Origin of the sequence: Amycolatopsis bartoniae, assembly GCF_014191255.1 — a bacterium.
Taxonomy (GTDB): Bacteria; Actinomycetota; Actinomycetes; order Mycobacteriales; family Pseudonocardiaceae; genus Amycolatopsis_E; species Amycolatopsis_E bartoniae.
This window is the reverse complement of record NZ_JACHWH010000001.1, coordinates 1,378,299-1,404,133: the sequence shown is the minus strand read 5'-3', so window position 1 is coordinate 1,404,133 and position 25,835 is coordinate 1,378,299. Positions and strand designations below refer to the sequence as shown.

Sequence of the window (25,835 nt, the reverse complement as noted above, 5' to 3'; positions counted from 1 at the left end):
TGTCAACAATCCGGCGATACGACTTGCCGTCAATGCGACATCTGGACTGACCTACTTCCGGAATGTTGACAATCTACTTCGACTTCAATCCGGTCGAGCGAGCACGCTCAGACGTTGTCGCTGTCGATGAGCAACTTGCCGCCGCTGTTGATCAGTGTGATGCGGTGGACCTCGTGGTAGTGCTTGCCGTTCTGGACGAAGTCGAGGGTCGCCACCACGGCGTTGGGACCGGCCGGGCTGGGGCCGCTGGTCACCTGGAAGCTGCTCATCTCGCTCCAGTACCGCAGGTAGTAGGCGTGGCCGACCCGCGCCTGCATCGCCGGGCTGAGCTCGGTCCAGCCGATGTCCGTCCCGCCCGGCATCCGGCCGTAGTAGTCGCGCATGAACTGCACCGGGTCGGTGGTCGCGGCACCCGTGCCGGTGCTGGCCTGCGTGGACGGCGAGGCCGGCGGCGCGGCCGAGGACGACGAGGTGGCCGCCTGGCTGGAGGTGGCCGGCGGCGGTGCCGCCTGCTGCTGCGAGGACGACGACGCGGGCGGCTGAGCGGCGGAGGACGTGGCGGGCGGAGCGGCGTTGTTCTCCCCGGAACCCCGGTTCACCAGCAGCACCGTGGTGACGATGGCGGCGATGACGACCACCGCCGCCACACTCGCCCACACCACCGCGGTGCGGCGCCGGTCCCGGACCACCGGGGCGACGATCTTCTCCAGCTCGGCGGCCGCCGCGGCCATCGTCGGCCGGTCCTCGGGCGCGAAGCTCATCATCCGGTTCAGCAGGTCGGTCAGCGGGCCCGCCTTCTGCGGCGGGCTGAAACGACCCGCGGCCGCGGCGTACAGCAGCGCCATCTGGTTCTCGGAGTCGCCGTAGGGGAAGCGGCCCTCGACGATCGCGTAGAGCGTCGCGCCGAGCGAGAACACGTCGGACGCCGCGGTGGGCTTCTCGCCGCGCGCGGCCTCGGGCGCCAGGAAGGCGGGCGTCCCCGCGAACGCACCGCTGCCGGTGAGCGTGCCGTCGTCCGCCGCGCGCGAGATGCCGAAGTCGGTGATCTTGGCGGTGCCGTCCTCACCGAGCAGGATGTTGCCGGGCTTGACGTCACGGTGCACGATGCCCGCCTCGTGCGCGGCGGCGAGCGCGTGCGCCGCCTGCGAACCGATCCGCGCGACCTCCGCGGGCGGCAGCGGCCCGCGGGCGTTGAGCACCTCGGCGAGGCTCTGCGACGGCAGGTACTCCATGACCAGCACGGGCATGCCGTCGTCGTCGGCCACGTCGAACACCGTGATGGCGTGCCGGTGCTGCAGCCGCGCCGCGATGCGGGCCTCGCGCGCCGAGCGCTTGCGCGCGTGCTCGGTCTCCTCTTCGTTCAGCGTCGCGGGCAGGAGCAGCTGTTTCAGCGCGACGGTCCGGTCGAGCAACTCGTCCTTCGCGAGCCACACCACGCCCATCGCGCCGCCGCCGATGCGGCGCTCGAGCCGGTAGCGGCCGGCGATCAGGCGTCCCTCGTCCTGCGTTTCCGTCCCGGTCACCCGGTTAGGCTACGGGTTCGGTCCAGGAACGATCACGGAGCTACCCAGCGTGTCACCGCATCGGCGGTACGAGGAGTTTCTCCAGCCCATCGAGAAGACGCGCCAGGCCGAACTCGAAGAGATCGTCGAGGTCGAAGTCGATGTCGTGGGTGATCAGTTCCCGGAACGCGGGCAGGTCGCCGTTCGCCGCGAGCGGCTCCAGCAGGCCCTCCTGCGTTTCCATCCACTCGTCCGGGGTGAGGCCGGTGTCCTGTTCCGCCTGCGCCTCGGCCTCCAGGTTCACCGCGACACCGCGCACGAAGCCGAAAACCGTCAAGTAGGCGTAGAGCATCGTCTTCGGGTCCAGCCCGGCGAGCGCCCGCAGGGACCATTCGGTGTGCTGGATGGCGTTCGGCAGCGCCTGCGGCCTTGTCATCGAAATGGCGCCGGCGAGCCAGCGGTGCCGGTGGTAGAGCCGCCACTGCAGCCGGGACGAGTACTCCAGCCGCTCGCGCCAGCCCGGTGGCGGGACGTCGGGCAGCGGCTCCTCGGCGATCGCGGCGTCGGCCATCAGCACCACGAGGTCGTCCTTGCCCGGGACGTGCCGGTACAGCGACATCGTGGCGACGCCGAGGTCGGTCGCGATCCTGCGCATGGACACCGCCGCGAGCCCCTCGCCGTCGGCGATCTCGATCGCGGCCCGCACGATGCGCTCGCGCGTCAGCTCCTGCTCGGTGCCGGTCCGCGGCGACCGTCCGTCGGCGACGACCGTGCCGACCCCCTGCACGGCGCGCACCAGGCCCTCCTGCCGCAGCGTGGTCAGCGCCTTCGTCGCGGTGGCCATCGCGACGCCCCACTCCTGCGTCAGCTGCCGCGTGGACGGCACCCGGTCGCCGGGGCGCAGCTCGCCCGAGGCGATCCGGCGCCGCAGCTCCGTGACGATCCTGGCGTACGGGTGCGTCATCTCCAACCCTTCCGGTGCACTAGGGCGGTGCTCCTCGTTCTCGCACTATAACAAGGGTGCACTAGTAATCTTTACGCCGTACTCAAAGTGTTTGTACGGTGTACGCATGACACAGGTGCTGATCTCTGGAGCAAGCATCGCCGGCCCCGCACTGGCCTACTGGCTGCGGCGGTACGGCTACGACGTGACCGTGGTGGAGCGGGCGCCCGGGCTGCGCACCGGCGGGCAGGCGGTCGACGTGCGCGGCGCGGCGCGGGAGGTGCTCGACCGCATGGGACTGCTGGACGAAGTGCGCGCGCACCACACGGGAGTCCGCGGGATGAGCACGGTGGACCGGGACGACCGGGTGCTGTGGCACTGGGGCAGCGAGCTGAGCGGGCACTCGGGCGGGGTCATCGCCGACCTCGAGATCCTGCGCGCCGACCTGGCGCGGGTCCTGTTCGAGGCCACTCAGGACGCCGAATACGTCTTCGACGACTCCATCGCCGCGATACACGAGCACACGGCCGGGGTGGACGTGACCTTCGCGAGCGGCGCGTCACGCCGGTTCGACCTCGTCTTCGGGGCGGACGGGCTGCACTCGAACGTGCGGCGCCTGGTTTTCGGTCCGGAGTCCGGTTTCGTGCGCGACCAGGGCTACGCCAAGGTGATCTTCGCGGCCGACCTCGGGCTGGAACTGGGCGACACGCAGCGGATGTACGTCATGCCGGGCCGCAAGCGCGCGAGCCTCTACCCCACCCGCGGCGGGCGGACGCGTGGCATGTTCTTCTTCGCCGGGCCCGCGCGCGAGTACGACCGCCACGACGTCGCGGGGCAGAAGCAGCTCGTCGCCGACGCCATGGCCGGCGAGGGCTGGCACGTGCCTCGGATGCTCGAATCCATGTGGGAGACAACGGATTTCTACTACGACCGGGAGAGCGTGGTGTCGGTCGGCGAGTGGTCGCGGGGGCGGGTGGCGCTGCTCGGGGACGCGGTGTCGGCCGGTTCGATCGGCATGGGCACGAGCATGGCGATCGTCGAGGCATACGTCCTCGCGGGTGAGCTGGCCGCGGCGCGCGGCGACCACCGGCGGGCGTTCGCGCGGTACCGGGAGGTGCTCGACGACTACGTCCGGGAGAACCGGAAACCCATGCCTGGTGGGGTAAAGATGTTCCTGCCGAAGGGGCGCGCGATGATCGGGATCGGAAATCTGACGGCCCGCGCGATGCTCGCCGGACCGTGGCGGCGGTTGCTGACGGGTGATCTCGGGGGCAAGGCCGAGAGCGTCACACTGGAAAATTACGCTGAACCGGCCAAGCTGGTGGACGAGACGCCTCGGAAAGAGGATGCTTGGCAGTAACGGGTTTCGGCTCAATAGTCCACTGAGGACTGTCGCTTCGGGAGGTGCTGATGGCGGGCGTTGACTCTCGCGAGGATCTGGTTCCACTCCGCACGGACTTCGACCGGACCTGGCGCGGGTACGACGTGCGTCAGGTCCGCCGGTACGTGCAGCGGGTCGAGGCAGACCTGCGGATGGTGATCTCCGACCGGGACGCGGCGGCGGCCAGCGCGGAGAACCTCGCGCGGCAGCTGGAAGAGCTGCGCAGCGAGAACGACCGGCTGCGCGAGAAGGTCGACCGCATCAGCCGCACCCCGATCGAGGCCGACGGGCTCAGCGAGCGCCTGCTGCGGATGGTCGAGCTGGCCGAGGACGAGGCCAAGGAGATCACCGAGCGGGCGCGCGCCGCGGCCGAACGCAGCTGGGCGGCGGCCGACCAGGCCGCGCAACGGTTGCGTGAGCGGCACGAACGCCTGGTCGCGGAGGTCGACGCGCGCAGGCGCGAGGCCGCGGCCGAGCACGAGGAGATGATGCGGCGCACGAAGGCCGAGGTCGAGGCGATGACCAGCGAGGCCGCGGAGACGCGGCACCGCCTGGACGAGCAGGCCGCGCAACGCCGTGAGCAGGTGGAAAAGGACTTCGAGGAGGCGATGCGCCAGCGCCGGGCGACGGCGATGGAGGGCATCGCGAAGCAGGAGCGGGAGGCCGCCGAGAAGTGCGAGAAGATGGTCGCGGAGGCCGCCGAGAAGGCCCGGCAGCTCCTCGACCAGGCACAACGCAAGGCCGACGCGCTCGACGCCCTGCGCCGCCGCACCACCGACCAGCTCCACAAGACGCAGAAGCTCCTGGCCGACGCCACCCCGTTGCTGCAGGTGGAACCCCCCGCGGCGAAGCGCATCGAGATCGTGCCGGAGCCGAGGAAGGAACCGAAGAAGGAACCGGTGGAGGTGGCCCAGCCCGCGGGCTGACGTCCGGGAATCCGCAGGTCGCGCCACAAGTGAGTGGCGCGTTCGCGGGCGGGCGGCGGTGCGGTGGCGTGCCCCCGCGCGGGGTGGTGGCAGCAGGCCCGGAACTGGCGTCTTCCGCGGACTCGCGAGTTGCCCGGCTGAGGACGACCAAGGCGTGCCCCACGAAACCGCAGGTCGCGCCACAAGTCCTCAGGGTGTTCGCGGGCGGTAGAGAGCCGAGTGCGGGTTGAAGAGCCCGGCCCGGAAGTAGTAGATGTTCGTCGCCACCTGGAGGACGACGAACAGCACCGCGTACTGCGCGCCGTTGAGGGCGGGCACGGCGTTCACCGGCAGCGTGTACGCCATCGCCACCCGCACGCCGGCGTCGAGCAGCGTCGCGGTGCCCCAGATGACGTTCGCGACGCGCCAGACCCGGCGGAACCGCGGCAGCCGCGCCCACAGCGACTCGAACGGCTCGCCGTCCGGGCCGACGCGCCCGTCCAGCAGGATGCGCGCGAAGTGGTACACGAACGGCCGGTGCGCGCGTGTCGTGGCCAGCAGCCACAGGCCGGTGACCGCGGTGAGCCAGCCGTCCTTCGCCAGCAGGAAACGCTCGCTCCCGCTGATCGCCGCGACGCCCGCCGACAGCACCGTCATGCCCGCCATGAACAACCCGAGCTGGTCGAGCTTCCGCCTCCGCAGCACCTGCACCACCGTGCTCAGCACCGGCAGCACCGCGCTGATCAGCAGCGACAGGTACACGCTCAGCCCGGCCGCCCGCAGCACGTAGTACAGCGCGATCGGCCCGCCGATGTCGAAGACCAGCACCGCGCCCTGCCGCAGCCGCTGCCGCCGCGGCACCCGGGGAGTCTCCTGCACCGGGAGCGTCATGCCCGTAACCCCCGGTCGAACAGCTCCACCAGCTCCCGCGCGGCGGCAGTCACGTCCAGGTCCGGTGAAGTTTCCAGCATCATCGGCAACCCGTCGAGCGCGCGCTGCACCGCCGCGGCCGCCACCCGCGCGTCGCACTGCCGGAACACGCCCGCCGCCTGGCCGTCGCCGACGATGCGCTCCAGCGGCGACAGCACGACGACCTCCTGCTCGGCCGGGTCGTACTCCAGCCCGCCGTTGAGGAAGATGCTCAGCAGCGCCTTCATCTGCGTCCGGTGCCCGGCGACGAACTCCGCGTACCCCTCGATGTACGCGTGCAGCGCCTCCCGCGGCGACTCCGCCCGCTCCACGCGCTCGGTCATGAACCCGCCGATCTCGGTGTACAACTCCGCGACGACCTGCTCGATCAGCTCCTTCTTCCCCGCGAAGTGGTACGAGATGAGCCGCGTGCTGCTCAGTCCGGCCCGTTCGGCGATGCGCGAGAACGACGCCTGCGGATAGCCGACCTCGGCGATGACCTCGATCGTCGCCCCCACGATCTGCGTCCGCCGGGCCTCCGCGGTGAAGCTCCTTACCTGCATGGCACAAAAGTACCTCGGCCAAGTAAGAACTGCCAAGGGCGAGTAAGTATTAGTGTTCTACCTGCGAATGTCCCGATGGAGGGAGCGCTCCGTGCTCGAAGCCGACTACGTGACGACCGATCCGGACGTGCTGGAGGCGTACCGCTCCGACCAGGCCCGGTTCGGGCGCGCCGGGCAGCCGCTGGCCCTCGCCCGCCCGCGGGAGACCCGCGAGGTCGTGCGGATCCTGGAGTACGCGCACGAGCACCGGATTCCCGTGGTGCCGCAGGGCGCGCGCACCGGGCTGTCGGGCGGCGCCGCGGCGGTGGACGGCGCGATCCTGCTGTCGCTGGAGCGGATGGACCGGATCCTGGACGTCGACGAGGTCGACCACACCGCGACCGTGCAGCCGGGCGTGGTCAACGCCGTGTTGTCGAAGGCCGTCGCGGACAAGGGTCTGTTCTACCCGCCCGACCCGGGCTCGTGGGAGAGCTCGACGATCGGCGGCAACGTCGCCACGAACGCGGGCGGGCTGTGCTGTGTGAAGTACGGCGTGACCAGCGACTTCGTGCGGGAGCTGGAGGTCGTGCTGGCGGACGGGCGTGTGCTGCGCACCGGCCGCCACACCGCGAAGGGCGTCGCCGGGTACGACCTCGTCCGCCTGTTCACCGGGTCCGAGGGCACGCTCGGCGTGATCACCGAGGTGACCGTCGCGCTGCGGCCCGCGGCCGAGAAACCGTTGACGGCGCTCGCGTTCTTCGCGACGCCCGTGGAGGCGTGCCGCACGGTGACGGCGTACCTGAGCACCGGGCGCCGCCCGTCGGTCCTGGAGTTCATGGACCGCGCGACCGTCGACGCCGTCTCCGCGTACCGCGACCTCGGCTTCCCCGACGACGTCGGCGCCGTCCTCATCGCGCAGTCCGACCGCGGGCCCGCCGCGCCCGACGACCTCGACGCCTTCGCCCGCGCCGCGCGGGAGTGCGGGGCGACGGAGGTGCTGGTCGCGAGCGACCCCGCGGAGGGCGACCTGCTCATCGAGGCGCGCCGGCTGGTCGGCGTGGCGGTCGCGCAGCTGGGTGACCAGCTCATCGACGACGTGTGCGTGCCGCGGTCCCGGCTCGCGGAGCTGATCGACGGCATCGTGGCGATCGGGCGCGAGCACGGGGTGGCCGTGCCGTGCTGCGGGCACGCGGGCGACGGGAACCTGCATCCGACGGTGGTCTTCGACGCGGCCGATCCGGAGTCGGTGCGCCGCGGGCAGGCGGCGTTCGACGCGATCATGGCGCTGGGACTGCGGCTCGGCGGCACGATCACCGGCGAGCACGGCGTCGGCACGCTCAAGCGGGCGTGGCTCGAGACGGAGCTCGGCGAGGTCGGCCTGTCCGTGCACCAGGCGGTCAAGCAGGCTTTCGACCCGCGCGGAATTCTCAACCCTGGCAAAGTGATCGCGCGACCGTCATGCTGAGGTCATGGGGTCAGCTCTGTGGCATCCGTTCTCGGACATGGCGGCGGTGCGGGAGGACGAGTTCGTCCTCGAACGCGGTGAGGACGTGTGGGTGTACGACACCCACGGCAACCGGTACCTCGACGCGACGGCCGCCCTCTGGTACGCGAACGTGGGGCACGGCAGGCAGGAGATCGCCGACGCGGCGGCCGGGCAGCTGCGCACGCTGGCCGGGTACTCGATCTTCGGCGACTTCACCAACACACCGGCCCGGGACCTCGCGAACCGCCTCGCCGGGCTCGCGCCGATGCCGGACGCCAAGGTCTTCCTCACCACGGGTGGCGGCGAGGCGATCGACAGCGCGGTGAAGATCGCCCGCCGGTACCACGACGCGCAGGGCGAGCCCGGGCGCGTGCACGTGATCAGCCGCGCGCAGTCCTACCACGGCACCAACGGGGTCGGCACCGGTGTGGCGGGCATCGAAGCCAACCGCGCGGGCTTCGGCGAGTTCCTGCCGTCGTCGTCCCGGGTGCCGTACGACTCGGTCGACGCGCTGCGGGACGAGATCCTGCGGGTCGGGCCGGAGCGGGTCGCGGCGTTCCTGTTCGAGCCGGTCGTCGGGGCGGGCGGGGTGCTGCCGCCGCCCGAGGGGTACGTGCGGGGCGTGATCGACGTCTGCCACGAGTTCGGCGTGTTGGCCATCGCGGACGCGGTGATCTGCGGGTTCGGCAGGCTCGGCACGTGGTTCGGCGTCGAGCGGTGGGACGCCGAACCGGATCTGATCACCTTCGCCAAGGGCGTGACGAGCGGGTACCTGCCGCTCGGCGGGGTCGTCGCGCACGGCCGGGTCGCGGAGCCGTTCTGGGAGCGGCGCGGCAACACCTTGCGGCACGGCGCCACGTACTCGGGCCACCCGGCGTGCTGCGCCGCGGCGCTGGCCAACATCGCGATCCTGGACCGCGAGCGGCTCGTCGAGCGCGGGCGGATCATGGAGACCGTGCTGGCGGACGCGCTCGCCCCGCTGGCGCGGCACCCGCTCGTCGCCGAGGTGCGTGCGGGGCTCGGGCTGCTCGGCGCGGTGGAGCTGAAAGCCGAGGTGCTGGAGACCCTGCCGTCGGCGATTGCCGACCTGGCGTTGCTCGTACGCCAGCGCGGGGTGCTGCTGCGGACGCTCGGCAAGGCGCTCGCGGTGTCGCCGCCGCTGACCATCCAGGCCGAGCAGCTCCAGGAGATCGGCCTGGCGCTCGCCGTCGGGCTCGACGAGCTGGCGCTCAAGCTCTGATCGACAATCCTGTTTTAGGCAAAGAGGATTGTTGACAATGCGATTTTCCTCTTGCTCGCAAGTCGGCAGGAGGACAATAGGGCAATCGTCTTTGCTGTTTGTCTTGATCTTGCAGATCAGCCAGGGTCGGCAGGGGCCGCTGATCGGTGAGGGCGAGGCTCCTAGCAGGACATCGAATCGACCAAATTCGATGCCGCGACCGGGAGCCTCGGCATTCCTACCCCGCCACAATTGATTCTCGTGCCGTTCGAGGATGGTGGAAGGACGCCCGGGGGTTCTGGCGCGTGGCCTTCCCCGGGTCTTGGAGGTTCAGCACTGACTCCGCCAGCCGGATGTGCGGGCGCTGCACGACCTTGAGGTCAAGCACGGCCTTCCGGCGAGTGGTCGGTTCCTCGCCTAAGCAGTACCGTGACGCCTCGGGCGATCGGACGGCACGGGCGTAGCCGGATGCCGGTCTAGGCGAAGGCGACAGGCACGCAGTGCCGGCCACTGCGTTGGCGCGGGGCGGAGCCGCCGAGTCCGCCTCAGTCGGTTTCCTCGACAACGAGTCTTTTCATCCTTGGTGGATCGAATTCTCGACGTGATGCGGACGCCTTGGTAGGCCTCGTCCGCGAACGTCATGATCTTTTGGCGATCAGGGCGTCGATGCTGCCGTGAGTGCGGGCCGTGGTGAGGTCATGGACCGAGCCGGGTAGAGCTGCGGACGCCCAGAACAACCGTCCCGCTGGATCTGCGATCGCGAACGCGAGCAGTCTGGTCCTGGCCATCGCGGTCTGCAGCTCCCCGGCGGTCGCGGCGAGCAGGTCGATGGCCTCACGAACGTAACGCCAGGCCGACCTCGAACCCGGCGGCCAGCCGGGTCAGGGCGTCGCCGTTGCGCAGGTGGGCCAGAGCTGGCAGGGCCTGCCGGCCGGGGGCCAGGCGCCGCCACCGGGATCGCCGCTGCTGACAGTGGGTGCGGATGAGGTCGGCGAGGTGGCGCAGGCCGCGGTTGGACAACGAAATATCCACATCAGACTCTCGCTGCGCCGTGACCCGCACCGTCACGATGAAAATGGCTCATTGTGCACGTTCGCGTTGTGGATCATGACCGAGTTGTTCCGGGTTCCCGGGAAATTCTCCCCTTTGTCCGGATGGCAGTTTTTCCTGCGGAAAGATCGGGGCGAGAGGTAGATTCTGTGCTGTGAACGGCGATCCCACCGTGGTGGGCCGGACCGGTGAACTCGTGCACGCGACGCGTGGCGAGGCCGGCCCCGGCGAGGTGCGGGTGCGGATCCGCGGTGGCACGGAAACCTATCTGGCTTGGTCCGAGGAACCGATCCCGCTCGGCACGCCCGTACTCGTCATCGGCTCGCGCGGCGCGCGGACCGTGGACGTCGTGCCTTGGCCGGACCTTCCCGGCGTCGAATGAGGAGATCGAAGAGAGATGTTCGGCTATCACGTTCCGGCCCCTGACCAGGCCATGCTGATTTCGGGCGGCCGGAACGGGCGGGAGGACAACCCGTTCCGGGTGGTGATCGGGCACGGCAGCTTCGTGGTGCCGTTGTTCCGGAAGGTCCGGTACCTCACGCTCGCCATGTGCGAGTCGGAGGTCGAGGAGATCTGCGTGACGCGGCAGGGCATCGCGCTCAGTGTGCGCGCGGTCATCGCGTTCAAGGTGGGCAACGACGAGGAGAGCATCATCAACGCGGGACAGCGCTTTCTCTCCGACCAGGACCAGATGGCGGTGCTGACCGGGCGCATCTTCGCCGGGCACCTGCGCTCGATCGTCGGTTCGATGACGGTGGAGGAGATCGTCACCGAGCGGCAGAAGCTCGCCACGGAGGTGCTCGACGGGTCCAAGGCCGAGATGGCGAAGATCGGCCTGTCCGTGGACTCGCTGCAGATCCAGTCGATCGACGACATGAAGCTCGGCTACATCGCCGCGATGGCCGCGCCGCACAACGCCGCGATCCAGCGGCAGGCGAAGATCGCGCAGGCGCAGGCGAACCAGGCCGCGGCGGAGGCGGAGCAGGAGTCGCAGCGGCGGCAGGCCGAGTACGCGCGGCAGACGGCGGTCGTGCAGGCGCAGTACCAGGCGGAGGTCGACCAGGCGCAGGCGGAGGCCGGGCAGGCCGGGCCGCTCGCGCGGGCGCGGGCGCAGCGCGAGGTGATCGCGATGCAGACGGAGCTAGCGGAGCGCGAGGCCGAGCTGCGGCAACAGCAGCTGGTGGCGGAGGTCGTGAAGCCGGCGGACGCGGAGGCGGAGCGCGTGCGGATCCTGGCGCAGGCCGAAGCGGAGCGGATGCGCATCCAGGCTGAGGCGGCGGCGTCGCACAACCGCGTCGCGCTGGACCGGATGTTGATCGACCAGCTGCCGCAGATCGTGAAGGAGGCCGCCCACGGCCTGTCGGGGGCGAACGTCAACATCCTCAACGGTGCGGACGGCCTGGGCGAGTTGGCCTCGGGCCTGGTGGGTCAGGGCATGGCGATCCTGGACTCGGTGAAGAAGGGGCTCGTCAGCGAGAAGCCGAGCCTGCCGGAAGGTCAGTGATCGGGGGGCGCGTCGAGCGGAGTCTACAGTGGACTTACTCGCTCGGCGCGCCCCTGCCGCAGCGAGGATCACTAGGTTGTCAATCCACAGTGGACCCTAAGCAGCTCGACACGCCCCCTGTCTCAGCGAGAAGCCAGGTCCGCCCGAGGGCGAGTGAGCCGTTCGCGGACCAGGTCCATTGCCGCGTCGAGTGGAGTCCTTGCGGACCCCAGGAGGGAATCCACAGTGGACCCAATACCCTCCACGCGGGCCATCGCCTCCTCGTGTGTCAGGTGTTCCACCTCGCGCCCGAGGGTGTAGATGACCCCGCCCGCGCTGGCGACGAAGTCCGGGATCCACGTGACGCCCCGCTCAGCCAGGAGCCCCGCCACCAAATAGGCCGTCAGCTGGTTGTTCGCGGGCCCGACGACGAGCCGTGCCTGGACGTTCGCCACCGTCTCCGGAGAGAACACGCCGCCGACGGCCGCCGGGACGAAGATGTCCGCCGGAGTTCGCAGGGCCTCTGCCGGTGAGACCCACTCGTAGGCCGGATCGCGCCGAGAGCTGTCCACATCGGACACCACGACCCGAGCACCCGGAAGTCCCTGCGCGATCAGAGAACCTACCGAACCCAGGCCGCTGATCACCACTGTCAGCCGGGCCACGGAATCGGCCCCGAACACGTGCCGCACCCCCGCACGCAACGCCGCCAGCACACCCACCGCCGTCGGGATACTCGACGTACCCGTACCGCCGTTTTCCTCCGGCAGGCAGAAGACGTGCGGAGAATGCTGCCGCAGCACCAACATGTCCGCCGGACCGGTGCCGACGTCGGGTCCGGCGAGGTACGAACCGTCGTGGGCGGCGATCAGTTCCCCGAGGTCGTCCAGCGCCGCCTGGCGCAGGGACGGCGTCAGCGGAGTGTCCTCGTCCAGCGCGATGACGCTCTTCCCGCCGCCGAAGGCCAGGCCCGCCGCGGCGCACTTGGCGGTCATCGCTTCCGACAGGCGCAGGGCGTCGTCGACCCCGTCCCGCCACGAGCTGTAACGCCGCAACCGCACTCCGCCCACAGCCGGGCCGAGCGCCCGCGAGTGCACCGCGATGATGACGGGCAAGCCGGAGCGCCGCCCCCGGCGCACCGTCAGATCTTCGTGTTCCATGGCTTGAAGCTAGCTTGTTGACAAAAGACAATCCGACTTTCCGAACTTTGTTCGGTCAACAAGGAGAGGAGCCGGTCGTGGACGAACTTGATTCGGCGATCGTGCGGGAGTTGCAGGAGGATGCGCGGCAGTCCAACCGGGACATCGCGCGGAAGCTCGGCATCGCGCCGTCGACCTGCCTGGAGCGGACGCGCCTGCTGCGGCAGCGCGGTGTCATCCGGGGCTACCACGCGGAGATCGACCTGACCGCGTTGAACCGCACCGTGCAGGCGATGGTCGCCGTGCAGGTGCGCCCGCTGAGCCGGAGCGTGGTCCAGTCCTTCGAGCGGTCGGTCGCCGAACTGCCCGAGGTGCTGGCCGTCTACACGATGGCGGGCAGTGACGACTTCCTCGTGCACGTGACGGCGCAGGACATCGACCACCTGCACGCGTTCCTGCTCGACCGGTTCACCAGCCGCCGGGAGATCGTGGGCTTCCGCACGTCGATCATCTACCAGCACCTGCGCAGACCGGTCCTGGAAGCCCTGCCCGAGTAGGAGTGCACGAAGGGGAATATTCCCGCGTCTTCGACCATCGATCTCTTCCCCTTGTTATCTTGACGGGATTACGTGGCGTTCGGGGGGTGTGGTGGGCAATCCACTGGTGGCTCAGGAACAGGACTCGACGAAGGCGTACTCGGGCATCTCCCTGCTCGAGTCGGCGAACGACCTGGACCAGGCGATCAAGAGCGGCGACTGGGCATCGGTCGCGATGGGTGCCGTGGGCACGGCGCTGGACGCGCTGTCGATGGCGATGGACCCGTTCGGCGCGATCCTCGCCGCCGGCGTCGCTTGGCTGATGGAGCACGTCGGCCCGCTGAAGGAGGCGCTGAACGCGCTGGCGGGGGACCCGGACGCGATCACCGCGCAGTCGGAGACCTGGAAGAACATCGCCGGTGAGCTGGGCGACATCGGCCAGGACCTGAAGGGCATGGTCGACGCGGACATCACCGGCTGGACCGGTCCCGCCGCCGACGCCTACCGGCAGCAGAGCTCGGACACGATGGCGTTGCTGGAGTCGGCCCAGAAGGGCGCGGACGGTGCGTCCTCGGGCATCAAGACCGCAGGCGAGGTCGTCGCGGCGGTGCGGGCGCTCGTGCGCGACATCATCGCGGAGCTGATCGGGCACCTGATCAGCTGGGCGCTGCAGGTGGTCTTCACCCTCGGCATCGCCTCGGCGTGGGTGGTGCCGCAGGTGATCGCCGAGGTCGCGAAGGTGTCGTCGAAGATCGCGGACCTCGTCAAGCGGCTGGTCAAGGCCCTCAAGGCGCTGGGCGACCTGCTGAAGCAGGCGGGCAAGCTGTTCGGCGACGCGAGCAAGGCGTTCAAGAACCTCAAGCCGGGCAGCAAGGCAGGCGTCGGCAAGCCGAAGGACCTCGGCCCGGCGCCGAAGACCCAGACCAAGGACCTCGGCGGCACCACCCCGTCGTCGGCCTCGCCCCACGGCACGCCCAACGGCGATCCCGGCCCGGCGCCGAAGGGTGACAAAGGCGACACCAGTCCCTCCTCGGATCACACGCCGCCGCCGAACCCCAAGGGCGGCACCAGTCCGTCGTCGTCCGGCGGTTCCCGCGGCAACCCCGGTGGCGACTCGTCGAAGGGCCTGCGCGACCAGGGCGACAACCCGCGTTCGATCGACAACACCAAGTGCGAGTTCGACCCGATCGACGTGGCCACCGGCCAGCTGGTGATGACCGAGATCGACGTCACGTTCCTCGGCGCGCTCCCGCTGGTCTTCGAGCGGACGCACTTCTCCGGCTACCGCACCGGGCGGTCGCTCGGTGGCGCGTGGACGTCCACAGTGGACCAGCGCATCGAGGCCGACGCCGACGGGGTCAGCTTCGCGGCCGTCGACGGGACCCTGCAGCGCTATCCGGTGCCGGTCACGGACGGCTGGGTGCTCGCCGAACGCGGGCCGCGCCGTCCGCTGGCCCGCACCGAGGACGGCGGATACCTGCTCGACGACCAGGAAAACGAGCGGCTGCTCTACTTCGCGCCGGGGCCCGGCGCGGCGCTGCTGGCCTGGGTGGCCGACCGCAACGGCAACCGGTTCGAGGTCTACCGCACCGACGACGGCACGCCCGTCGAAATCCGCCACAGCGCCGGACACTTCATCCGCTTCGAGACCGACGGCGGGCTCGTCACGGCCCTGTTCTCGGTGGCGCCGGACGGAACGGAGACCGAGCTCGTCCGCTACGGCTACACCGGTTCCGACCTCACCGCCGTCACCAACGCGTCCGGGCGCCCGTTCCGCTACGAGTACGACGGCGCGGGCCGGATCGTGGCCTGGGACGACCGCAACGGCGAGTGGTACCGCTACGGCTACGACGGCGCGGGCCGCGTGGTGCGCACCGAAGGCGCGGGCGGTTTTCTCACCGGTGTCCTGGAGTACGACACCGAAAACCGGATCACCCGCACCACCGACGCGCTGGGGCAACGCTCGGAGTACCACCTCGACGAGGCGGGGCAGGTGGTCCGCGAGGTCGACCCGCTCGGGCACGCGACGGTGTCCGAATGGGACGACCACGGCCGGCTGTTGAGCCGCACCGACCCGTTGGGCCGTACCACCCGGTACCGGCACGACGAACGCGGCAACGTCGTGGCGGAGATCCGGCCGGACGGCACCGAGCGGCTCTGGGAACGCGACGCGGCGGGTCGCCCGCTGTCGGTGTTCGACGCTCCGGGCGTCGTTACGCGGTACTCCTACGACGAGCGCGGGAACCTGATCGCAGTCATCGCTCCGGACGGCGGCACCACCCGCTACCGGCTCGACGAGCGCGGTCTGGTCGTCGGCATCACCGACGCGACCGGCGCCACCAGCCTGGTGGAGAACGACCCGGCCGGTCTCGTGGTGGCGGAGACCGACCCGCTAGGCGCGACCACCCGCTACGAGCGCGACGCCTTCGGGCGCATCGTCGCGGTCGTCGACCCGCTGGGCGCTGCGGACCGCTATGGGTACACAGTGGACGGTCGGCTCGCCTGGCACGTGTTCCCCGACGGGAGCCGGGAACAGTGGGTGTACGACGGCGAGGGCAACAACCGCGTGCACACCGGTCCCACCGGAGCGGCGACCCTCGGCGAGTTCACCCACTTCGACCTCCCGTCCGCGCAGATCTCGCCCGACGGCAGCCGCGTCGGCTTCACCTACGACCCGCTGCTGCGGATCACCGAGGTGACCAACGAGCAGGGCCGGGTGTGGCGTTACGAGTACGACGCGGCCGGGAACCTGGTGCGGGAGACCGATTTCTCGGGCGCCGTCACCACCTTCGCCTACGACGCCGCGGGCCAGCTCGTCGAACGCGTCCGGCCCGACGGGCAGCGCACGACGTTCTCCTACGACCTGGCCGGAAACCTCGTCGCGCAGACCGTGGGTGAAACCACCACGACGTTCGAGGTCAGCGCGGCCGGCTACCTGATGGCGGCCGACAACGGCACCACGAGGGTGAGCTTCGAGCGCGACGCGGCGGGGCGCGTCCTCGCGGAGACTGTCAACAATCGGACAGTCCGATCTGCCTACGATGCGGAAGGTCGGCGCGTCCGGCGGCTGACACCGTCCGGCGCGGAGAGCACGTGGGAGTACGACCCGGCCGGCCTGCCGGTCGCGGTGCACCTGTCAGGCCGGAGCCTGCGGTTCGCCCACGACCCGGTGGGCCGCGAGGTGCGCCGCACCCTCGGCCCTGGCGCGACGCTGACCCAGACCTGGACGCCGGGATCGCAGCTCGCCGCGCAGGCGATCACCGACCCGTCGGGGCGGATCGGGCAGCAGCGGGCGTACGCCTACCGGTCCGACGGGATGCTGACGGGGCTGCGCGACCAGGCCACCGGTCCCCGCGACTTCACGCTCGACGTGACCGGCCGCGTCACCGGCGTCCGGGCGCCGCACGGGTCCGAGTCCTACACCTATGACGCGGCGGGCAACGTCACCGAGGCGTCGTGGCCCACGGCGGAGACGGACCTGCTCGGCCGCCGGACCCTCACCGGGCCGCTGGTCACCGCAGCGGGCGGCATGCGCTACGGCCACGACCGCCGCGGCCGGGTCGTGCTGCGGGAACGCGCGCTGCCCGGCGGTGCGAAGCTGACGTGGCGCTTCGCCTGGAACGACGAGGACAGGCTGACGTCGGTGGTGGTGCCGGACGGCAGCACCTGGCGCTACACCTACGACCCGCTGGGCCGCCGCGTCGCCAAGGAGCACGTCGCCGTCGACGGCCTCACCCTGCTCGAACGCGTCGAGTTCACCTGGGACGGTCAGTTGCTGGCCGAGCAGGCGAGCACCGGGCCGCAGGGGGTCCGGGCGACGGTGTGGGACTACGAGCCCGACGACTTCCGCCCGCTCGCGCAACGGGAACGGGTGGCGCTGCCTGGACAGTCCTTTGTGGACGAGCAGTTCCACGCGATCGTGGCCGACCTGACCGGAAGCCCGGCGGAGCTGGTCGACGACCGCGGCGGGATCGCGTGGTGCGGCCGGACGAGCGTGCACGGTGCGCCCGCCGGTCCCGCGACCGCCGAGCCCACCCCGCTGCGGTTCCCGGGGCAGCATTACGACGCGGAAACGGGGCTGCACTACAACTTCCAGCGCTACTACGACCCGGTGCCCGCACGTTATCTCAGCATCGACCCGCTCGGTCTCGAACCGGGGCCGAACCCGTACGCGTACGTCAGCAACCCGCACGTGCTGACCGACCCGCTCGGCCTCGGGCCACAGTCGTGCACGGGCAGCACCTCCGCATCGGGTTCGGGTATCGGGACGAAGCGGCCGAACCTGTCGATCAACACCAACGTGCCGCCGAGTGGTCCACACAACTCACCGGGCGGGCGGCTCTACGACAACTCGCCCGGCGGCACGTGGTACCAGCAGCTTTCGCCGGCCGGGAAGAACAAGGACAAGAAGAACCGCGTGGCGGCGGGGATGAAGAACCCGCCGTGGCACCAGGGCAGTGTGCTGCCGCTGTGGAAGAACGCGCTGATCAACCAGCCGCCGCCCGGGCTCAAGGGCCCGAAGCTGAAGGAGTGGATGGACCAGCACGGCCAATACCAGTCCGTGCACCAGGACGGCACGCCGGACAGGATCATCTCGCGGCCGGAGGGCGTCATGGGCCATAACAAGGCGGCGGGGACGTACTGGAACGAGACGGGTCACAAACTGCCGTTCAGCGAGAACCAGAAGTACAACAAGCAGGCCAGCAGCTATCACGGCATCGAGTACAGCAAGTCCTCGGCGGCCACCGGTTCGCACGAGGACCGGTACAACCAGCCGACGCCGAGCGGGGGCTCGCACCACATGTACTACAACCGCAACGACCAGAAGTTCATCGGCGGTCCCTGGCCGTCGTACCAGCCGGTGCAGGGCCTGCCGGCGAACTCGAAGCCGGTGGACGCCGGTCCGACGCCGGCGTCGCCGACGCCCACGGGGCCGCCGTCCAAGCGCCCGCGGTACGACTCGGACTCCGACGACTGAGGTGGTTCAGTCCACTGCGTCGGGCTTGAGCGAGGCGAAGATCGTCGACCAGTCCGGTTCCGTGGACTCGGCGTCGTCGTAGAGTTCGAAGGTCTTGCCGGAGGCGGAGGGGTCGAACAGGGCCGCGACGACGGCGGCGGCCACGGCGTCGCGGCTCACGCGGCCTTCGCCCGTGTCGCCCTGTTCGACGCGGATCCCGTCGGCGGGGCGGTCGTGCAGCCAACTCGGGCGGACGATCGTGTACTGGGCGCCGCTCTCGCGCAGGGCCTGTTCGCCGCGGGCGCGGGCCTCGATGCGGGCCGTCATCTCGGGATGCTTCGCGGCGCGGGTGACGTAGATCTGCGAGACGAGTACGAGCGGCACGTCGTCACGCGCGGCGACAGCGGCCGCGGCTGCGACCCCGTGGTGCAGCACGGCTTCCGCCCCGGCGGCGTCGTCCGGCGGCTCGACCGTGATCACGACCCCGTCGACGCCCGCGAAGACAGCCGGATCGGGCGCGGCGAGGTCCAGCGCGACCGCGTTGTCACCGCTCGGCACGCGGCCGGCCACCCGGACGTCGTGCCCACCGTCGGCGAGCAGACGCACCACGCGCTGCCCGGTCCGCCCGGTTCCGCCCACCACGACGAAGCTGCTCATCGGCGCCTCCCCGACTCGCTCGTGGGGAACAGGATGGCCGTGATCAAGTTCGGGGTCAATGGCGGGGTCCGGCGCCGGGTGGGGTGGGGAGGTCGCGGGTTGCGTCGTGCTCGTGTGCTCGTGTGCTCGTGTGCTCGTGTGCTCGTGTGCTCATGTGGCGCTGCGCGGTCACGCGTCGCGCTCGTGGGACTCTTGTCGCGCTGGTGTGGCTGGTTGCGTCGGCTGGTGCGGCACTTGCGGGTGGTTGCGTTGTGCTCGTGCCGCTTGTGCCGCGCTGGTGTGGCTGGTTGCGTCGGCTGGTGTGGCTGGTTGTGCCGCGCTGGTGTGGCTGGTTGCGTCGCGCTGAGGCGGTTTGCTGATCGCTCTTGCGGCTCGCGTCGCGCCCGTGCCGCTCGCGGATCGTTCGGCGTTGTTGCCATGGATGGTGCGGTTCGCCGAGCCGGTCGGCCGATGTCGCCACGGATGGCGCGGCTCGTCGAGCCGGTCGTCCGCTGTTGCCATGGGGTCGTGCGGCTTACCGAACCGCTCGGCCGCTGCTGTCATGGACTGCGGTCGCCGGACCGGTCGGCCGTTGTTGCCACGGATCGCGGCCCGCCGGACCCGGCCGCCGCTGCTGTCAAGGATCGGCAAGTTGTCGTGTCGGATTGAAGGGTTGTAGACATTCGGACAAGGCACCTTGAGGCTTGTCCGACAATCAGGCGCCCGGCAGGGTCAGGAGGTCTTGGCCGCCGAGGGCGCGCAGGCGTTCCCGCAGGGCCTCTTCGTGCTTGCTCACCTGGAGCTCGTGCCAGATGCCGAGCGAGCGGGCGAGGTACTCGCGGGCCTTGTCCGGTTGGTTGAGGCGTTCGTGCAGCTCGCCGAGCAGCTCCGCCGTCTCCGCCTCCGAGCGGCGGTCGCCGTTGCGCTGGTGCACCGACAGCGAGTTCACCAGCAACAGCCGCGCGTGGGCGAGGTCCCCGCTCATCAGGTACAGCTTCCCGAGGCTCTGGTGCGCGTACCCGACGCAGTGGTCGTCGCCCAGCTCGTCGAAGATCGCGATCGCCCGGTCCAGCTCCTCGCGCGCCGCGCCGAGGTTGCCGCGGCTCTGGTGCAGCAGCGCGAGTCGTTGCAGCGCATGAGCTTCCCGGTGCCGGTCGCCGATCTCGGCCGACAGCTCGTACGCGTCGGTGAACCAGCGGCCCGCCGTGGCGAAGCAGTTCTGCGCCAGCCACACGGTGCCGACGGCGATGCGCACCACCGCCTCACCGTGCTTGTTCCCGGCGCGCGCGAAGAGTTCGAGCGCCTCGTGACAGTGGTCGAGCGCGCGCTCGTTCTCCCCGGCCACGCGCCGGACCGTGCCCAGTCCGGCGAGCGCGATCCCGGCGCCACTCGCGTCGCCGATTTCGCGGAACAGCCGCAGCGACTGCTCGAACGCGTCGAGCGCTTCGTCGTACGCGTCGCGGTAGAGGTCGATCTGGCCGAGGTTGCGCAGCACGATCGCCTGCCCGTGCCGGTCCCCGGACCGGCGAGCGGCGGAAAGCGCTATCTCGTGCGTGCGCTGCCAGTCGTCGTGGTGCCCGCGCAGGTCGAAGTACGGCGTCAACGCGGCGGTCAGTCGCCACGCGAGGTCGTCGAAACCCCATCGCGCGGCCAGTTCCACCATCGCGACTCCGGTGCGCAGCTCCGCCTCGAACCACGTGCCAGGGTCGACGGGCACGTTCGCCGGCCGCCACGGGACGTCGTCGCGGGGCACCGAAACCACGCCGAAGAAGTGGATCGGCATGTGCTCCGCGGCTTCCGTCGCCAGGGACAGGTAGCCCTCCAGCACCCGCCGCACCCGCCCGCGGCGCTCGTCGAGCGGCTCTGCCTCTGCCTGCTCCGCGGCGTACACCCGCAGGAGGTCGTGGAGCCGGTAGCGCGGCTGGCCACTCACGTCGGCGGCGACCAGTTCGACGAGGTGCGCGTCGACGAGCACGTCCAGCACGTCGTCCCCGTCGGGTCGGTCGAGCACCGCCCCGACGACCCAGCCGGGGAACTGCACCGGGCCGAGCAGCCCGAGCCCGCGGAACGCGCGTGCCGCGCTGCCGGGCAGCTGGTCGTAGCTCAACGTCACGCTCGCCCGCACCGCGAGGTCGCCGACGCGCAGCTCGTCGAGTCGCCGGTGCTCGTCCGACAGCCGGTCCGCCAGCCGGGCAAGCGTCCAGTTAGGACGGTGACTCAGGCGGGCTCCGGCGACCCGGATGGCGAGCGGAAGTCGACCGCAGGCCCGTAGGATTGCCGCCGCGCCTTCAGGTTCTCTTGTCAGACGTTCTGATCCGACGATTGTTGACAATAGGTTTGTTGCCTCGTCGTCAGGTAAAACGTTGACATCGAACGTCCGGGCGCTTTCGAGGTCGGGCATCCGCACCCGGCTCGTGACGATCACCGCGGAGGCACCCGCGCCCGGCAGCAACGGCCGAACCTGCGCGGCGTTTCCGGCGTCGTCGAGCACGATGCACAGTCGGCGTCCGGCGAGACGGGCACGCAGGAGCGCGGAGCGCTCGTCGAGCTGGCGCGGCATCGCGGAGTCGGGAACTCCCAGCGCCCGCAACAGTTCCGGCAGCACGTCGAGCGGCCGGCGCGGCGATTCCGCGGTGCCGCGGAGGTCAATGTGGAGCTGGCCGTCGGGGAACTCCGTCCGCATCGTGTGCGCGACCCGCACCGCGAGAGCCGACTTGCCCACTCCCGGCGCACCGGACAGCACGACCACAGCGGGACGGCCGGCGTCACGGCACTCTTCGAGGAGCGCGACGAGGTCCGCGACGAGATCCTCGCGGCCGGTGAAGTCGGGGAGGTCGAGTGGAAGCTGGCACATGGGCACCGGATTCGCTGGGAGCTGCTGGGGTTCGGCGGCGGTGGTGAGCCGCGCCCGCACCTGGCGCAGCTGCGGGCCGGGCTCGGCGTCCAGTTCCTCGCGGAGCACGCGCTCGGCCTGGGTGTACGCGGTGAGCGCCTCGGCCCGGCGCCCGCACGCGTCGAGCGCGAGGATCAGCTGCTGCCACAGCTCCTCGCGCAGCGGGTGGTCGGCGAGCAGCGCACGGAGTTCCGCAACGGCTTCGGCGTGTTCCCCCAGCCCGATGCGCCACCGGATCCGTTGCTCCTCCGCGGAAAGCCGCAACTCAGTGAGCCTCGCGACGGCCGAACTCCAGGTGTGGCTGTGCGGCAGGTCTTCCAGTACCTCCCCGCGCCACAGCTCCGCCGCTTCGCCCAGCGCGGAAAGCGCTTTCTGCGGATCCGGCACCGCTTCCGCTTGCGCAAGGCACTGCTCGAACACCGCCGAGTCCAGCTCACCCGGCTCGACGGTGGCCACGTAACCACCCGCGCGACCCTGGATCCGTTCTGCCAGCAGGGGATCCGCCTCGGCGAGACGGCGGCGGAGCGAGTGCACGTAGGTGCGGATGTTGGCCGCCGCCGAGCGGGGCGCCGAACCCGGCCAGAGCACCTCGACGAGTGCATCCGTCGACACGACCACGTTGGGCTGCAACAACAACGCCGCCAACAACAAGCGCGGCTTGGGGCCGCCCAGTGCGATCGTGCGGCCCGCCACCACGACTTCGAGCGGGCCGAGGATGCGGAAGGAAATCACCGGACCGGATCGTATGGGTGAAAGTCGCTGCCCCGCTAGCTCCATTCGTATGTCCGGTCAGTGAACGTTGGGGCTCTGATGGGGGTGGAGGTGGGGCTGTTCGGGGGCTTGCGGGGGTGTGGGGGTGGGGTGAGGGGGCGCGGAGCGTTAGCGGAGGTATGGGGGGCGCGGGGTGAGCGGGGTGCTAGCGGAGGCGTGGAGGGCGCGGAGGCGCGGGGTGAGCGGAGTGAGTGGAGCGCTAGCGGAGGCGTGGAGGGTGTAGGGGCGCGGAGGCGCGGAGCGTTAGCGGCCGGAGGTGCGCGGGGCCGAGGTGCGCGGGGCGTGGGAAGACCGCGCGGGGAGCGGAAAGACTGCGCTGCGCGCGAAGAGCCGCGCTGCGCGCGAGGACCGTGGTTGCGTTGGGCGCCCCGATTTTTAAGTCTTTAACGGTCGGCACGCCGCGTCAAGGGCGCCTTCGGCGTCGCTTCGCGATGAGGCTTCGCCTCACCCTTGACACACCATGCCGACCGTTAATGGCGGCTTTGTATCGGGGATGGGGGAGGGCCGGGCGGAGTAGTGCGGTGCTCGCGTTTGCGTCGCGGGGTGTGCGTTGGGTGGTGGGGGTGGGTGGCTTGCGAAAGATTCCGCTTACCGTACGCGTTTTTTCGTGGTTGCTGGGCGGGCCAGTGCTGCCGCTGGGCTCAGCTTTGGGCCGTGGGGTTCGCCTGCGGCCAGTCGGTAGCACGCCAGCAGGCGCAGGCCCGTCCACTCCTCGGTGGTCCAGTCCGCCGGGCGGGCGGGGGGCGCCCAGCCTCGGGACTCGGCCTCGGTCCACACGTCGTGGGCGTGGCCTGCGATGAGGACCAGGTCACTCACCGGTTCGGTGCGGGCCACCAGTTCGTCCTCGCACCGTACCGCGTCGGCCACTGCTGCCAGGTGCCGTTCGTAAGCGGTCCACAACGCCGCGTCACCGGACAGGGCTCGCCAGCCCGGCTCGAGCCGCCCGGCGACGGTTTGCAGCCACCGCCGGGCGGAACGATCCGCGAGGTAATCGGCCCAGCCCATACTCCGATGATGAGCCGACACCCGCCCGTCCGCCACCCGGCGGCGCATTGTTCCGCCGGACGGCGTGGCACGCCGCCAAAAGCGGCGACGCACGGTGAGCACCCGCTCCCGGCTCAGCGACCGTAACCGGCCCGGCGCAGGGCGTCCGCCAGCGCACCGCCACCGCCGGTGTCGCGCCGGTTGTTGCGCTGCTGACCACCGCCACGCTGCTGGTTCCCGCCCTTGCGCTGGCCCTGACCGCCACCGCCACCCTGCTGCCTCGCCGGCTTCGGGCTCCCATCGCCGCCGACCTCGTCGTCCAGCCGCAGCGTCAGCGAGATCCGCTTGCGCGGGATGTCGACGTCCAGCACCTTCACCTTGACGATGTCACCCGGCTTGACCACGTCACGCGGGTCCTTGACGAAGTTCTTCGACAGCGCCGACACGTGCGCGAGCCCGTCCTGGTGCACGCCGATGTCGATGAACGCGCCGAACGCGGCCACGTTCGTCACGACACCCTCCAGCCGCATCCCCGGCTTCAGGTCGGCGAGCTTCTCGACACCCTCGGCGAACGTCGCGGTCTTGAACGCCGGCCGCGGGTCGCGGCCCGGCTTCTCCAGCTCCGACAGGATGTCCGTCACCGTCGGCAACCCGACGTTCTCGTCGACGAACTGCTCCGGGCGCACCGACTTCAGCGCCCGCTCGTTGCCCATCAGCTCGCGCAGCTCCTTGCCCGTCGCCGACAGGATGCGCTGCACCACCGGATACGACTCCGGGTGCACGCTGGACGAGTCCAGCGGGTCGTCGCCGCCCCGGATCCGCAGGAAGCCCGCGCACTGCTCGAACGCCTTCGGCCCCAGCCGCGGCACCTGCTTGAGCACCTCGCGCGAGCGGAACGGGCCGTTCTCGTCGCGGTGGCTCACGATGTTCTCCGCCAGCGACGACGTGATGCCCGAAACCCGGGTCAGCAGCGGCGCCGACGCGGTGTTCACGTCCACCCCCACCGCGTTCACGCAGTCCTCGACCACCGCGTCCAGCGACCGCGACAGCGAGACCTCGGACACGTCGTGCTGGTACTGCCCCACGCCGATCGACTTCGGGTCGATCTTCACCAGCTCCGCCAGTGGGTCCTGCAGGCGCCGCGCGATCGACACCGCGCCGCGCAGCGACACGTCCATGCCCGGCAGCTCCTGCGACGCGAACGCCGACGCCGAGTACACCGACGCGCCGGCCTCCGACACGACGGCCTTCGTCAGCTTCAGCTCCGGGTGCTTCTTGATCAGCTCAAGCGCCAGCTTGTCCGTCTCCCGCGACGCCGTGCCGTTGCCGATCGCGATCAGCTCGACCTGGTGCTTCGCCGTCAGCACGGCCAGCTTCGCGATCGACTCGTCCCACCGGTTCGCGGGCTGGTGCGGGTAGATCGTGTCCGTGGCGACGACCTTGCCGGTCGCGTCCACGACCGCCACCTTGACGCCGGTGCGGAAGCCCGGGTCGAGGCCCATCGTCGCGCGGGTGCCGGCGGGAGCGGCGAGCAGCAGGTCACGCAGGTTCGCGGCGAACACCTTCACCGCGTCGTCCTCCGCGGCCTGGCGCAGCCGCAGCCGCAGGTCGATGCCCAGGTGCAGCAGGATCTTCGTGCGCCACGCCCAGCGCACCGTGTCCTGCAGCCACTTGTCGGCCGGACGGCCCTCGTTCGAGATGCCGAACCGCTGCGCGATGCGCTGCTCGTACTCGCTCGGGCCCACGCGGGGCTCGTCGCTGGGCTCCTCGGGCTCGATCGTGAGGTCGAGCACCTCTTCCTTCTCGCCGCGGAACATCGCCAGCACGCGGTGCGACGGCATCTTCGTGAACGGCTCGGAGAAGTCGAAGTAGTCGGAGAACTTCGCGCCATCGGTCTCCTTGCCCGCGCGCACCTTCGACGCGAGCCTGCCCTGCGCCCACATCTTCTCGCGCAGCTCGCCGATCAGGTCCGCGTCCTCGCCGAAGCGCTCCACCAGGATCGCGCGGGCGCCGTCGAGGGCCGCCTGTGCGTCGGCCACGCCCTTCTCGGCGTCGACGAACACCGCGGCGGCGGCCTGCGGGTCGGTCGACGGGTCGTTCAGCAGCCCGTCGGCCAGCGGCTCCAGCCCGGCCTCGCGGGCGATCTGCGCCTTCGTGCGCCGCTTCGGCTTGTAGGGCAGGTAGATGTCCTCCAGGCGCGCCTTGGTGTCGGCGAGCCGGATCTGCTCCTCCAGCTCCTCGGTCAGCTTGCCCTGGGTGCGGATGGAGTCGAGCACGGCCAGGCGCCGCTCGTCCAGCTCCCGCAGGTACCGCAGCCGCTCCTCGAGCGTGCGCAGCTGGGCGTCGTCGAGCATCCCGGTGGCTTCCTTGCGGTACCGCGCGATGAACGGCACCGTCGAGCCGCCGTCGAGGAGGTCTACGGCCGCCTTGACCTGCCCCTCCCGCACGCCGAGCTCCTCGGCGATCCTCTGCTCGATCGACTGCACGACGCCTGTCACG

Annotated in this window: 17 protein-coding genes and 1 pseudogene; 8 read left to right on the top strand and 10 right to left on the bottom strand. The window is 70.5% G+C overall.

The window, feature by feature from the left end; all coding sequences use genetic code 11:
* Positions 1-107: 107 nt before the first annotated feature.
* The gene (locus FHX82_RS06825; protein WP_145938548.1) at positions 108-1,523 is read right to left on the bottom strand and encodes a serine/threonine-protein kinase; all 1,416 of its coding nucleotides are present in this window, start codon (positions 1,521-1,523) and stop codon (positions 108-110) included.
* Between the two features lie 52 nt (positions 1,524-1,575).
* Entirely contained in the window at positions 1,576-2,466 is an 891-nt protein-coding gene (locus tag FHX82_RS06820) for a TetR/AcrR family transcriptional regulator C-terminal domain-containing protein (protein WP_145938549.1), read from the bottom strand.
* 106 nt (positions 2,467-2,572) lie between these two features.
* Between FHX82_RS06820 and FHX82_RS06815 the strand changes: the two genes are divergently transcribed.
* Together FHX82_RS06815 and FHX82_RS06810 are read left to right on the top strand one after the other, a co-directional pair.
* On the top strand, positions 2,573-3,805 hold the full coding sequence (locus FHX82_RS06815; protein ID WP_145938550.1) for an FAD-dependent monooxygenase: 1,233 nt from the start codon (positions 2,573-2,575) through the stop codon (positions 3,803-3,805).
* Positions 3,806-3,855: 50 nt separating this feature from the next.
* The gene (locus tag FHX82_RS06810) at positions 3,856-4,752 is read left to right on the top strand and encodes a DivIVA domain-containing protein (RefSeq protein ID WP_145938551.1); all 897 of its coding nucleotides are present in this window, start codon (positions 3,856-3,858) and stop codon (positions 4,750-4,752) included.
* Positions 4,753-4,941: 189 nt separating this feature from the next.
* Here the strand turns inward: FHX82_RS06810 and FHX82_RS06805 are convergent, their stop codons facing one another.
* Entirely contained in the window at positions 4,942-5,622 is a 681-nt protein-coding gene (locus FHX82_RS06805; RefSeq protein WP_145938552.1) for a VC0807 family protein, read from the bottom strand.
* Positions 5,619-6,203 carry a TetR family transcriptional regulator gene (locus FHX82_RS06800; protein WP_145938553.1) on the bottom strand — a complete coding sequence of 195 codons (585 nt, stop codon included), beginning with the start codon at positions 6,201-6,203 and terminating at the stop codon, positions 5,619-5,621. Before FHX82_RS06800 ends, FHX82_RS06805 begins: the two co-directional genes overlap by 4 nt.
* Positions 6,204-6,270: 67 nt before the next feature.
* On the opposite strand from FHX82_RS06800, the gene FHX82_RS06795 reads away from it, so the two are divergent.
* Complete coding sequence (locus FHX82_RS06795; protein WP_145938554.1) at positions 6,271-7,647, top strand: FAD-binding oxidoreductase; 1,377 nt, start codon at positions 6,271-6,273, stop codon at positions 7,645-7,647.
* A 4-nt stretch (positions 7,648-7,651) separates the two neighbouring features.
* Positions 7,652-8,908, top strand: a complete 1,257-nt coding sequence (locus FHX82_RS06790) for an aminotransferase family protein (RefSeq protein ID WP_145938555.1) — start codon at positions 7,652-7,654, stop codon at positions 8,906-8,908.
* A 591-nt stretch (positions 8,909-9,499) separates the two neighbouring features.
* Here the strand turns inward: FHX82_RS06790 and FHX82_RS06785 are convergent.
* A pseudogene (locus FHX82_RS06785) lies at positions 9,500-9,919 on the bottom strand (helix-turn-helix domain-containing protein); the annotation flags it as partial.
* 172 nt (positions 9,920-10,091) lie between these two features.
* Between FHX82_RS06785 and FHX82_RS06780 the strand changes: the two are divergent.
* Positions 10,092-10,319, top strand: a complete 228-nt coding sequence (locus FHX82_RS06780) for an NfeD C-terminal domain-containing protein (RefSeq protein ID WP_222426004.1) — start codon at positions 10,092-10,094, stop codon at positions 10,317-10,319.
* A 15-nt stretch (positions 10,320-10,334) separates the two neighbouring features.
* Positions 10,335-11,441 (top strand): SPFH domain-containing protein, encoded by a 1,107-nt coding sequence (locus FHX82_RS06775; protein ID WP_145938556.1) that lies wholly within the window; start codon positions 10,335-10,337, stop codon positions 11,439-11,441.
* A 122-nt stretch (positions 11,442-11,563) separates the two neighbouring features.
* Here FHX82_RS06775 and FHX82_RS06770 read toward each other — a convergent pair whose 3' ends face one another.
* On the bottom strand, positions 11,564-12,580 hold the full coding sequence (locus FHX82_RS06770) for a Glu/Leu/Phe/Val dehydrogenase dimerization domain-containing protein (protein WP_145938557.1): 1,017 nt from the start codon (positions 12,578-12,580) through the stop codon (positions 11,564-11,566).
* 77 nt (positions 12,581-12,657) lie between these two features.
* On the opposite strand from FHX82_RS06770, the gene FHX82_RS06765 reads away from it, so the two are divergent.
* Positions 12,658-13,116 carry an Lrp/AsnC family transcriptional regulator gene (locus tag FHX82_RS06765; RefSeq protein ID WP_145938558.1) on the top strand — a complete coding sequence of 153 codons (459 nt, stop codon included), beginning with the start codon at positions 12,658-12,660 and terminating at the stop codon, positions 13,114-13,116.
* 91 nt (positions 13,117-13,207) lie between these two features.
* Complete coding sequence (locus tag FHX82_RS06760; protein ID WP_145938559.1) at positions 13,208-18,073, top strand: RHS repeat-associated core domain-containing protein; 4,866 nt, start codon at positions 13,208-13,210, stop codon at positions 18,071-18,073.
* A 6-nt stretch (positions 18,074-18,079) separates the two neighbouring features.
* On the opposite strand, the gene FHX82_RS06755 is transcribed toward FHX82_RS06760, so the two are convergent.
* The 4 genes from FHX82_RS06755 to FHX82_RS06740 form a co-directional block, all read right to left on the bottom strand.
* A complete protein-coding gene (locus tag FHX82_RS06755) occupies positions 18,080-18,709 on the bottom strand; it encodes an SDR family oxidoreductase (protein WP_145938560.1) in 630 nt (209 codons plus the stop codon).
* Between the two features lie 694 nt (positions 18,710-19,403).
* Positions 19,404-22,358: an AfsR/SARP family transcriptional regulator gene (locus FHX82_RS06750; RefSeq protein ID WP_145939362.1), complete on the bottom strand. Its 2,955-nt coding sequence runs from the start codon at positions 22,356-22,358 to the stop codon at positions 19,404-19,406.
* Positions 22,359-22,940: 582 nt separating this feature from the next.
* Positions 22,941-23,357, bottom strand: coding sequence for a DUF6401 family natural product biosynthesis protein (locus tag FHX82_RS06745; protein WP_145938562.1), 417 nt, complete (start codon positions 23,355-23,357; stop codon positions 22,941-22,943).
* A 113-nt stretch (positions 23,358-23,470) separates the two neighbouring features.
* The gene (locus tag FHX82_RS06740; RefSeq protein WP_308431556.1) at positions 23,471-25,834 is read right to left on the bottom strand and encodes a Tex family protein; all 2,364 of its coding nucleotides are present in this window, start codon (positions 25,832-25,834) and stop codon (positions 23,471-23,473) included.
* Position 25,835 lies beyond the last annotated feature (1 nt).